The sequence below is a fragment of the Brachybacterium sp. p3-SID1565 genome (assembly GCF_025143785.1).
Classification (GTDB): domain Bacteria; phylum Actinomycetota; class Actinomycetes; order Actinomycetales; family Dermabacteraceae; genus Brachybacterium; species Brachybacterium epidermidis.
In genome coordinates, this window is sequence record NZ_JAMBDS010000077.1 from 1 (window position 1) to 11,095 (window position 11,095).

Here is an 11,095-nt window from a genome sequence, read left to right on the forward strand (position 1 = left end):
CTCGTCGCGTTCGGGGTCAGGCGCGCGAGCGGCGCCGGAGTTCGCGGAAATGGGCGGCGGCGACGGTGTCGGTGCCCAGTTCGGGGCTGGGGTCGCGTCCCACGATGTGCAGCATGGTCGCGTTCACGAAGGCGATCAGGGGGATCGCGAACAGTGCGCCGGGGATCCCGGCGAGCATCGCACCGGCGGTCACGCCGAGGAACACGGCCAGGGGGTGCATCTCCACGGCCTTGCCCATCAGGAACGGCTGGAGCACATTGCCCTCGATCTGCTGCACCAGCACCACGATGCCCAGCATGATCAGGGCGTGCACCCAGCTGTTCAGCACCAGCACCAGCAGCACGGCGATCGCACCGGAGGCGATCGCGCCCACCAGCGGGATGAAGCTGAACAGGAACACCAGCAGCCAGATAGGAACGGCGTAGGTACCCAGGCCCAGGAACACCATGCCCAGGGCGATGCCGAAGGCGTCCACGGCGGCCACCAGGATCTGCGTGCGCACGTAGGCCGACAGCGCCTTCCATCCGCGGCGGAACGCCTCATGGGTGGGCACGCGCGCGTCGGGCGGCAGCAGGCCCACCACCCAGCGCCAGATGACGTTCCCGCTGGAGAGCAGGAAGAACAGGGTGAACAGGCAGATCACGAGTCCCGTGGCCAGGTTGCCCAGCACGGCCGCGGTGCTGAGAGCTCCGCTGAGCAGGCGGTCGGCGTTCTGCTGCAGCTGCGTGGTGGCCTCCTCGACGGCCGAGTTGTTCATCGGGGTGTCGATCTTGAAGGTGGTCTGCACCCAGTCCAGGATCGCCTGGAAGCCGGCGACGGCCTTGTCCTGGATGTCCGCCCAGGATGCGATCAGCTGGCGACCGGCCAGCGTGAACATGCCGGAGATCACCAGCAGCAGGCCGATCAGTGCGATGCCGCTGGAGGCGGCCCTGCCCAGGAAGGTGTAGCGGGTCAGCACCTGGACCACCGGCAGCAGCAGCACGGCCAGCAGGATCGCGATGAGCACCGGGATCACGATGCCGGTGATCTGCAGCAGGCCCCACATCACCAGCGCGGCAGCGGCGACGACGACGATCAGCCGCCATGACCAGGCGGCGACCCGTCGCACTCCGATGGGGATCTCCTCCACCTCCTGCGGCAGGCCAGGGGGGCGCGGCGCAGGGCGCAGCTTCGACATCAGCGGTCTCCTTCATTCCGGCAAGCCGATCGACTCCGCGCCCACTCTAGTGGGGCGCACCCGGCCTGCCCTCACGATCGTGGCCCGCACGACGATCGAGGAGGTCCTCCTCGACGAAGGTCGTGCCCGCCGCATCCCTCCGGCCAGGTCCCTCAGCGGTGGTGCTCGATACCGTGGGCCCATGCACAGCTCCGACGCCGCGCCCCCGCCGCCCTCCCCCGCCGTCCCACCGGCATCCTCCCCTCCCGCGCCGACCGGCGGCAGCGCTCCCGCCCCGGCGCCCGCCACTGCCACCGCCCCCGATCCCGGTGCCGCAGGTGCGTTCCGCACGCGGCCACCGGCCCCCGAGCAGGCCGTGACCGCCGAGGCCGCGCTGTCCATCCGCGGGCTGCGCAAGTCCTTCAGCGGCACCGAGGTGGTCCACGGGATCTCGCTGGATGTCCCGCGGGGCTCCTTCTACGGCATCGTCGGCCCCAACGGTGCCGGGAAGACCACCACCCTGTCGATGGCCACCGGGATGCTGCGCCCCGACGGCGGCACCGCCCACGTGGCAGGGGTGGACATGTGGGCGCAGCCCGAGCGCGCGAAGGCCGGCCTGGGTGTGCTGGCCGACGGGCTTCGCACCTTCGACCGCCTCACGGGCCGTGAGCTCCTCACCTATGTGGGCCTGATCCGCGGGATGGAGGCCGACACCGTCGCCACGCGCACCGACTCCCTGCTGGCGGCCTTCGACCTGGCAGGCGAGGAGGGCAAGCTGGTGGTGGACTACTCCGCCGGCATGACCAAGAAGATCCTGCTGGCCAGCGCCCTGATCCACGCGCCCCGCCTGCTGGTGCTGGACGAGCCGCTGGAGGCCGTGGACCCGGTCTCCGCACAGGTGATCCGGAAGATCCTCACCGACTACGTGCGCAACGGCGGCACCGTGGTGCTCTCCAGCCACGTGATGGAGCTGGTGGAGGGCCTGTGCACCCACGTGGCGATCATCGCCAAGGGTGAGCTGCTCGCGGCGGGCACCCTCGACGAGGTGCGCCGGGGAGGCAGCCTGGTCCAGACCTTCATCGACATGGTGGGCGGCGGGGCCGTGGCCGAGGGGAGCCTGTCGTGGCTGGAGTCCTGAGCACCCCGCCTGCCGCCGCCACCGCTGCCGCAGGGACCGTCGATCACGGCTCCATCCAGCAGCGGCAGCTGGTGCCGCTGCTGATGAAGCTGAAGTGGGCGCTGTGGAAGCGCTCCTACCGCAAGAACGTCGGCAAGCTGGTGGGCACCATCATCGGTGTGCTGTACGCCACCGGCGGCCTGGTGGGACTGGTGTTCACGTTCCTGGGGCTGACGCTGTGGAGCGGCGAGGGCACCATGTTCCCCACCATCATCAGGGGCCTGGGTGCGGTCACGGTGCTCGCGTGGCTGCTGATCCCCGTGCTGGCCTTCGGGGTGGACGACACCCTGGACCCGCGACGCTTCGCCATGTTCCCGCGGTCGGCGAAGGAGCTCCAGCCGGGCATGTTCGCCGCTGCCGCGCTGAGCCTGCCCACCCTGCTGACCGTGGTGGCCGTGGGCATCGCGACGGTGTTCGAGGTGATCTGGCTGCTGGCCTTCGGCGCCGGTGCTGTGTGGGTGGCCCTCGCCCTGATCGTGCTGCTCCCTGCCAACCTGGCCGGCATCGCCCTGTGCCTGCTGCTGCCGCGCGCGGTGTTCGCGCACTCGGCCTCCCGCACCTCCTCCCGCAGCGGTCGGGAGCTGGGAGGCATGGTGGCCATGATGCTGTTCCTGGCCGCTGTCTACGGTATCTCCCTGTCGGTGCAGGGCCTGGAGAACCTGGACATGGACCTGGTGCGCGAATGGACCATGATCGCGGTCACGGTGCTGGCGTGGACCCCGTTCGGTGCCCTGTTCGCGGTGCCGATGGACCTCGCGGAGGGCCAGGTGCTGGCAGCCCTGCTGCGCGTCCTCATCGGCGCAGCGACGATCGTGCTGGTGTGGAGGTGGTGGCGACGCTCCCTGGACCGCTCCCTCACCTCGGCACTGACCGGGGACGCCTCCTCGGGCACCGCGAAGGTCACCTCGCTGGTGCCGCGGTGGGCCACCGCATCGCCCTTCGGGGCGGTGATGGGAAGGTCGCTGCGCTACTGGCGGCGCGACACCCGGTACCTGGCCGCCGTGGCCATCTACCCGCTGGTGTTCGTGTTCCTGGTCGCGATGGGTCTGGTGCTGGAGGAGGCCCGTCCGATGATGCTGGTGATGGCCGTGCTGATGGCCGGTCTCACCGGCATCTCGCTCTCGAACGAGATCGGCTTCGACGGCCCTGCAGGCTGGGTGAACATCACCGCCGGGCTCGACGCGCGCGCGAACCTGCTGGGCCGCATCGCGGCGATCGCCGTGCTCATGGCTCCGGCGGCGGTCGTGGTGACCGCGCTGGTGCCCCTGCTGTACGGCATGGCGCACCTGGTCCCGATGATGGTGCTGGGCACGCTGGGTCTGATGCTCACCGGCTGGGGGGTCTCCGTGGTGGTGGGCGTGCTGCTGCCCTACCCCACCTCGCCCCCGGGAACGAACCCGATGAAGGACAAGTCCGCCTCGAGCGCCAATGCGTTCCTGGGGATGGGCGCGGCCTTCCTCGGCGTGTTCGTGCCCCAGCTGCCGGCGATCGGGCTGGCCGCCTGGGGCGTGCTGGGCGGGGGCCCGCTGATCCAGGGGCTCGCAGGCCTGCTCAGCCTGATCATCGGCATCGTGGTGCTGTGGGTGGGGGTGCGGATCGGTTCGGCACGACTGGATGCCCGCTACCCGGACCTGTTCCAGAAGGTCCGCGACCACCTCTGAGCGTCTACGTCAGCTCGCGCTGCATCACCAGGGCGTCGATGCTGCGCCCGCGGATCCGGTAGTAGCCGCGCCTGCGCCCGATCTCCTGGTAGCCGGCGCGCCGGTAGAAGGCGCGGGCGCGGTCGTTGTCCTCCCGCACCTCCAGCAGGATCCGCTCGGCACCGCCCGCCCGGGCGGCCTGCTCGCACCAGCCCAGCAGCGCCTGCCCGATGCCGCGATGCTCCTGGAGGGAGCCGATGGTGTGCAGGTCCGCGGTGTCGCCGGCCAGCATCACTCCGGCGTACCCCAGCAGCTCACCGGCCCGACCGGGTTCCTCGGCGACCACGTAGCGACGATCGGGGTGCTCGATCTCCTCGGCCAGCTGGAACACGGTCCAGGCCTCGTCGGGGAACAGCTCCAGCTCGGCGAAGGCGATGGCCTCCACGTCCTCGAGCGTCGCCTGCCGCAGCGTGATCTGCTCGGGCATGGTCAACGGCCCAGCGCGCTCTTGCGGGAGGTGGGCTTGGCGGCGTCCGGGTCCCGCAGGTACAGGGGGTCCGTGCTCGTGAGGTCCTCCCCCTGGGCGTGCAGGAGGGCCGCCACCTCGATCAGGTGGGAGGCATCCGCGTCCACGAGTTCCGAGGTGGCCGGCAGCAGGTCCGGGTACAGGCGGGCCCCGGAGCCGACCAGCAGATCGCAGGCCGTGAGCTCCGCGGCCACGTCCGCGGGCGGGGCGACGGCTGGCCCGGACTCGCGGCGCACGGTGCCGTCGGCCAACCGGCGGTACCGGGCGTGGTAGACCTCGCGGCGGCGCGCGTCGAGCGCTACGGCCACGGTGCGCTCCGGCAGGTCGCGGGCATTGCCGGTGGCCCCGTCAGCCCCGTCGGCCCCCTCAGCCCCGGCGGCAGTATCTGCTCTGTCGGCCGTATCGGCCTCGGCGAGCGCCTGGTGGGCCAGGGCGTCCAGGGAGCACACCCCGTGCAGGGGGATTCCCAGCACCGCGGCGATGGACCGGGCAGCCACCAGGCCCACCCGAAGGCCCGTGAAGGGGCCGGGGCCGCGGCCGACGACGACGCCGGTGAGCTCTGCGCGGCTGGCGCCTGCGTCCTGCAGCACCCCGTCGACCAGGGCCAGCAGCACCTCGTCGTGGTGACGGGCGCGGGCGTCGGAGCGCACGTGGCGCACAGCGGCATCCGGTGCGTCCAGGTCTCCACCCATCACAGCGGTGGAGACGGCACCGGAGGTGTCGATGCCCAGCAGCATCAGTCCTCCTGCTCGTGGGTGTCGGTGGCGGGGTCGATCGGCGCGGTCCTCAGGCCGGCACCCGCCAGCGCGCGGGACAGGGACGTCGTCGCGGTCCGGTCCCAGCGAGGTCCGGACGGGAGCAGGCGCAGGGTGCGCGGCTCCTCGGGGCGGTCGGGATCGGCCACCTGGGTGGGGCGCACCAGCTCGATGAGCAGGTGCGAATCAGCCATGTGCTCCACTCGGTCGCGGCCCCATTCCACCACGGTGACCGCATCGTCGAGGTCGGCCTCGAGGTCGAGGTCCTCCAGGTCGGCACTGCCGCCGAGCCGGTAGGCGTCCACGTGCACGAGTGCCGGGCCTGCGGTGAGGGAGGGATGCACCCGGGCGATCACGAAGGTGGGCGAGGCCACGGGCCCACGCACCCCCAGCCCTTCCCCGAGGCCCTGGGTGAAGGTGGTCTTGCCCGCGCCGAGGGGCCCGTCCAGCACCAGCAGGTCGCCCGCGCGCAGCACCGTGGCGAGCACCTCGGCGACGCGCCGGGTGTCCCGCGGGTCCTCGGTGCGCAGCTCGATGCCGCTCATGGACGGACCTCGCGCGGAACGCGGGCGTTGACGGAGGTGAGCACCTCGTAGGGGATGGTGCCGGCGGCACGTGCCCAGTCGTCGGCCGTGGTTGCTGCAGGTCCGTCGCTCCCGGCGGCGTCAGGTCCGGGGCCGTCCTCGGCCGGAGTGCTCTCGTGCCCGATGCGGGCATCGCCGAACAGGATCACCTCGTCGCCGGCCTTCGCGACGCTGTCAGGGCCCAGGTCGAGCACGATCTGATCCATGCTGATCCGGCCCACCTGCGGCACCACCCGGTCGCCCTCGGCGGTGCGCACCAGCACGGACACCTTGCCGCTGGCCGCGCGGTGCAGACCGTCGGCGTAGCCCATCGGCACCAGACCCAGGCGGGTGGTGCTCGCCGCGGTGTGCAGGCGCCCGTAGCCCACCGTGGTCCCCGCCGGGACCTCCTTGACCAGGGCCAGGCGGCTGGTGACGGTCATCGCGGGTCGCAGCGGGAGGTCGGTCTCCACCGGCGGGTAGCCGTACATCGCGATGCCGGGCCGCACCAGGTCGCGGTGCAGGTCGGGCCGGGACAGCAGGGCGGCGGAGTTGGCCAGGTGCTGCAGCGGGATGGTGCCGAACTCCTCGGTCAGGGCGGCGACAGTGGAGTCGAACACGTCCACCTGCTGGTCGGTGGCCGGGTCGGAGGGGACGTCCGCATCGGTGAGGTGGGTCCAGGCCGCGACCAGCTGCACGAAGTCCTCCTCCCGGATGGCCTGCACCACCGGGGCGGCCTGGGAGGGCAGGACGCCGTTGCGGCCCATTCCGGTGTCGATCTTCAGGTGCACGCGGGCGCGCCGCTCCACGGAACGGGAGGCATCGATCACCAGGTGCAGCATCTCCATGGAGCCGACGGACACGTCGATCCCTGCGGCCACCAGGTCCGGCAGCAGGGCGGCCGCGGTGCGCGGCTCGTACATCCAGGTCAGGATGGGCACGTCCAGGCCCGCATTCGACAGCGCCAGGGCACCGGCCGGGTGGGCCGCTCCCAGCCAGGTGGCCCCTCCCTCGAGCGCGGCCCTGGCGGTGGCGAGCATGCCGTGCCCGTAGCCGTCGGCCTTGACCACTGCCATCAGCGCCGTCTGCTCGTCGAGGGTGCTCTTCAGTGCACGCACGTTGTCGGTGATGGCCGACGGGTCCACCACCGCGCGGTTGGGGATGTATCGGGGATCCTCCGCCGGGATCGGGACGCTCATCGTTCTCCTTCGCTCGACGGCTCTGCGCCGTGGGGCTGGTCCTCCGTGCCCGACAGGATAGTCGCCAGGGCATCGGGGACCCGATCGGCGACGTCGAGAGCGACCACGGGCACGAGGCCTCCGTGGGAGGCCAGGCACCCCGCGCGGCCGTGCAGCAGTGCGGCGATCGCCGCCGAGTGCGGGCCGGGCAGTCCCGCGGCGAGCAGGGTGCCCAGGATCCCGGCGAGCACGTCGCCGGTGCCGGCAGTGGCCAGATAGGCCGTCGCGTCGTCCTGCGCGAGCAGCGGGACCTCCGCCTCGGGCGCGGCGATCACGCTGACCGAGCCCTTCATCAGCACGGTCGCCCCGGTGGCGCCGGCGAGCGCCCGCGCCAGGGCGGGCGCATCCTGTTCGGGGTCGATGCCCAGGGTGCGGGCCAGTCGCTGCGCCTCGCCGCGGTGCGGGGTGAGCACCACCTCGGCGCTGAAGCGGTCCGCCCGTTGGATGGCATCGATCCCTCCGGCGTCGATCACGCCACGGCGCACCTCGCCGTCGGCGTCGGCGCGCAGGGCGTCGATGACGGTGCGTGCGCGCGCGTCGTCACCGGGAAGGCCCGGGCCGACCACGAGCGCATCGGTGCGGCCGATGTCGGCCAGGTCCACTCCTCCGGCGCGGGAGCCCGCCGCCGGGGCGGCCGGCCCGTCGGGCACCGGGTGGCCCAGGACCTCGGGCCGGGTGCGCAGCACCAGGTCCAGCACGGGGGCGGGGGCGAGACAGCGCACCATGCCCGCCCCGGCGCGTGCCGCACCGGAGCAGGCCAGTACCGCGGCGCCCGGATACCGGGTGCTGCCGGCGGCGATCGCGACCACGCCGCGGCTGTACTTGCTGTCGTCCCTGCCGGCCCGCGGCCACAGCCGCCGCACGTCCTCATCCTGGAGGCGCTGCACGGCGGGCTGCGGGGGCAGGTGGTCCGCCAGCCCCAGGTCCACCAGGTGGGTGGGTCCGGTGAGAGCGCTGCCGCCGGGCAGCAGCATCCCGGCCTTGACTGCTCCGAAGGTCACGGTGGAACGCGCGGGCAGAGCGAGCTCGGCGGCCTCACCGGTGGTGGCATCCAGGAAGCTGGGAAGGTCCACGGCGATCACGGGTGTGCCGCGGTGGCGGATCAGCTCGAGCATCCTTCGCAGATCCCCGGGGACCTCGGGGCGGCCGCCGATGCCGAGGATCGCATCGAGCACCAGGCAGGTGCCGTCGATCAGCTCGCCCAGCTGCTGTTCGGTGAGATCCGCGAGCCGGTGGAGCGTTCCTCCAGCCGCGTGGAGGGCTCTGGCCCCCTCCTGGTGGCAGGCGTCCGCGGTGGCGAGTCCATCGGCGCGGATCCCGTCTCGGCGCAGCATGGCCGCGGCGTGAAGCCCGTCCCCGCCGTTCGCACCGGAGCCCGCGAGCACCAGTACGTGGGGTGGCGGTCCCGGGGCGCGATCCGCATCGGCGACGAGCCCGGTCCGGGCCCGCAGTTCGGCGCGCACATGGGCGGCGAGGGCGTGGGCGGCCCGCCGCATCAGGGGTTCGCCTGCATTGAGCAGGGGACGCTCTGCCGCGCGGACGGTCTCTGCTTCGTAGCCGTGGATCATGCTCCTGCCTCCGCTCCCGTGGGCCTGCTGCTCGGGCTGGTTTCCGCTCGATGGTCCGCCGGCGGGTCGCTCTCCCTCTCGGCCACCACGATCGCGGTGGCGATCGAGCCGTCGTGGGAGAGGGACAGGTGCAGGTGGCCCACCCCTAGGCGCTCGGCGGCGCGCAGCGTGGCACCCTCGAGCACCAGGTAGGGCTTGCGGGCACCGTTGCGCCGCACCGTGACGTCGTGCCAGGAGAAGTCCCCCGGGGACCCCAGTGCCTTGCCCACGGCCTCCTTGGCGGCCACGCGCGCGGCGCGGGAGGCGGCGGACATCTCCCGCTCGCCGGGGGTGAGCAGGCGCGTCAGCAGCGCCGGGGTGCGCACGAAGGCCGCATCGAGCCGGGGCACGTCGACCACGTCGATACCGACCCCCACCACGGTGCCGTCCTCACGGGGCGCGAAGGCCCGGGGCGATCCCCCGACCGGCTCGGCAGGCTCGACACGCCCGGCCGACCCGGCGGACAGGGCAGGCGGGGTGGGGCCGTGCGGGTCATGGAGATCGGAAGGGGGCATGTCCACCCCTGCAGTATCACACCCGCGTGCGGGTCACTCCACGGTGACGGACTTGGCCAGGTTGCGGGGCTGGTCCACGTCCAGGCCCTTCGCGGTGGCCAGCTCGCAGGCGAAGATCTGCAGCGGGATCACCGTCAGCAGCGCCGCGAACAGGGTGCGGGTCTGCGGGATGCGGATCACCACGTCGGCGTAGGGCAGCACCTCGTCGTCCCCCTCCTCCGCGATCACCAGGGTACGGGCACCCCGGGCGCGCACCTCCTGGATGTTGGAGATCACCTTGGAGTGCAGCACGTCGCGCCCGCGCGGGGAGGGCACGATCACGAACACCGGCTGCCCCTCCTCGATGAGGGCGATGGGACCGTGCTTGAGCTCGCCGGCCGCGAACCCCTCGGCGTGGATGTAGGCGATCTCCTTCAGCTTCAGCGCGCCCTCCATGGCCGTCGGGTAGCCCACGTGGCGGCCCAGGAACAGCACGCTGGTGGCGTCCTTCATGTCCTTGGCGAGATCCTCGACCTGTGCCGAGGCGTCCAGCACCTGCTGGATCTTCTCCGGCAGGGCGTGCAGGTCCTCCATGATCTGGGCGATCTCGTCGGGGAAGAGGTTGCCGCGCACCTGCGCCAGGTACAGGCCCAGCAGGTAGCAGGCGGCGATCTGGCCCAGGTAGGCCTTGGTGGAGGCCACCGCGATCTCCGGGCCGACGTACAGGTACAGGGCGGCATCGGCCTCGCGGGGGATGGTGGAACCACGGGTGTTGCAGATCGCGATCACCTTGGCGCCCTGCTCCTGCGCGTGGCGCACGGCCATCAGGGTGTCCATGGTCTCGCCGGACTGGGAGATCGCCACCACCAGCGTCTTCTCGGTGACCACAGGGTCGCGGTAGCGGAACTCGTGGGCCAGCTCCACCTCCACCGGGATGCGGCACCAGTGCTCGATGGCGTACTTGACCACCGCACCCGCGTTGGCGGCGGTGCCGCAGGCCACTACCACGATCTTGTCCACGCTGCGCAGCACGGAGTCGTCGATCGCCTTCTCGTCCAGGTGCAGCTTCCCGTCGACCAGGCGGCCCAGCAGGGTGTCGGCGATGGCGCCGGCCTGCTCGTGGATCTCCTTGGCCATGAAGGAGGGGTAGCCGCCCTTCTGCGCGGCGGTCACGTCCCACTCGATGGTGAAGCGCTTGGGGTCGGTGACCTCGGCGCCGTCGGCGGTGATCACTCGCACCGCATCGGCGGTGACGGTGACGATCTGGTCGTGGTCGATCTCCAGCGCCTCGCGGGTGGAGTCCACGAAGGCGGCCACGTCCGAGCCCAGGAAGTTCTCGCCGTCGCCCAGTCCCACCACGAGCGGGGAGTTGCGCCGGGCGGCGACCACGGTGCCCGGGGCATCGCGGTGCACGGCCAGCAGCGTGAAGGCACCGTCGAGATGGGTGACGGCCCGGCGCATCGCCTCGGTGAGGTCGCCGGTGGCCTCCATCTCCCGGGCCACCAGGTGGGCGGCGGCCTCGGAGTCGGTCTCGGAGCGGAAGGGGTAGCCGGCCGCCTCCAGCTCGGCGCGCAGGGCGGCGAAGTTCTCGATGATGCCGTTGTGCACCAGGGCGAGCTCGTCGTCGTGACCGCCCAGGTGGGGGTGGGCGTTGGTGTCGTTGGGTGAGCCGTGGGTGGCCCAGCGGGTGTGGCCGATGGACACGCTGCCGGTCATGTCGGTGCGCTCGGCGAGGGCCTCGCGCAGGTTCTGCAGCTTGCCGGCCCGCTTCCCGAGGCGCACAGTGCCGTCGTCGACCACGGCGATGCCGGCGGAGTCGTACCCGCGGTACTCGAGCCGGGCCAGGCCCTGCAGGGCCACATCGACGGGGCGGGAGGGGGAGGCGGCGCGGGGGCCTGCGTATCCGACGATTCCACACATGGGGCTCACGCTAACGGCC

General features: G+C 72.2%; 10 protein-coding genes. 2 read left to right on the forward strand and 8 right to left on the reverse strand.

The features are described 5' to 3' along the window. Positions 1-16 precede the first annotated feature (16 nt). Positions 17-1,177, reverse strand: coding sequence for an AI-2E family transporter (locus M4D54_RS13230; protein ID WP_259892014.1), 1,161 nt, complete (start codon positions 1,175-1,177; stop codon positions 17-19). 181 nt (positions 1,178-1,358) lie between these two features. Between M4D54_RS13230 and M4D54_RS13235 the strand changes: the two genes are divergently transcribed. Next, a complete protein-coding gene (locus tag M4D54_RS13235) occupies positions 1,359-2,294 on the forward strand; it encodes an ABC transporter ATP-binding protein (RefSeq protein WP_259892017.1) in 936 nt (311 codons plus the stop codon). Continuing rightward, on the forward strand, positions 2,279-3,994 hold the full coding sequence (locus M4D54_RS13240) for a hypothetical protein (RefSeq protein WP_259892019.1): 1,716 nt from the start codon (positions 2,279-2,281) through the stop codon (positions 3,992-3,994). The genes M4D54_RS13235 and M4D54_RS13240 overlap by 16 nt, the downstream gene beginning before the upstream one ends. A gap of 4 nt (positions 3,995-3,998) precedes the next feature. On the opposite strand, the gene M4D54_RS13245 is transcribed toward M4D54_RS13240, so the two are convergent. The 7 genes from M4D54_RS13245 to glmS are packed head-to-tail and all read right to left on the reverse strand — an operon-like array spanning position 3,999 to position 11,076. Further along, a complete protein-coding gene (locus M4D54_RS13245) occupies positions 3,999-4,460 on the reverse strand; it encodes a GNAT family N-acetyltransferase (RefSeq protein WP_259892021.1) in 462 nt (153 codons plus the stop codon). 2 nt (positions 4,461-4,462) lie between these two features. Then, on the reverse strand, positions 4,463-5,236 hold the full coding sequence (gene tsaB / locus M4D54_RS13250) for a tRNA (adenosine(37)-N6)-threonylcarbamoyltransferase complex dimerization subunit type 1 TsaB (protein ID WP_259892023.1): 774 nt from the start codon (positions 5,234-5,236) through the stop codon (positions 4,463-4,465). After that, positions 5,236-5,799 carry a tRNA (adenosine(37)-N6)-threonylcarbamoyltransferase complex ATPase subunit type 1 TsaE gene (gene tsaE / locus M4D54_RS13255; RefSeq protein WP_259892024.1) on the reverse strand — a complete coding sequence of 188 codons (564 nt, stop codon included), beginning with the start codon at positions 5,797-5,799 and terminating at the stop codon, positions 5,236-5,238. The genes tsaB and tsaE overlap by 1 nt, the downstream gene beginning before the upstream one ends. Further along, entirely contained in the window at positions 5,796-7,016 is a 1,221-nt protein-coding gene (alr, locus tag M4D54_RS13260; RefSeq protein ID WP_259892025.1) for an alanine racemase, read from the reverse strand. Before alr ends, tsaE begins: the two co-directional genes overlap by 4 nt. Beyond that, on the reverse strand, positions 7,013-8,623 hold the full coding sequence (locus tag M4D54_RS13265; RefSeq protein WP_259892027.1) for an NAD(P)H-hydrate dehydratase: 1,611 nt from the start codon (positions 8,621-8,623) through the stop codon (positions 7,013-7,015). Before M4D54_RS13265 ends, alr begins: the two co-directional genes overlap by 4 nt. After that, the gene (locus M4D54_RS13270; RefSeq protein ID WP_259892031.1) at positions 8,620-9,177 is read right to left on the reverse strand and encodes a holo-ACP synthase; all 558 of its coding nucleotides are present in this window, start codon (positions 9,175-9,177) and stop codon (positions 8,620-8,622) included. Before M4D54_RS13270 ends, M4D54_RS13265 begins: the two co-directional genes overlap by 4 nt. A 33-nt stretch (positions 9,178-9,210) precedes the next feature. Continuing rightward, a complete protein-coding gene (glmS, locus tag M4D54_RS13275) occupies positions 9,211-11,076 on the reverse strand; it encodes a glutamine--fructose-6-phosphate transaminase (isomerizing) (RefSeq protein WP_259892029.1) in 1,866 nt (621 codons plus the stop codon). Between the last annotated feature and the right edge of the window lie 19 nt (positions 11,077-11,095).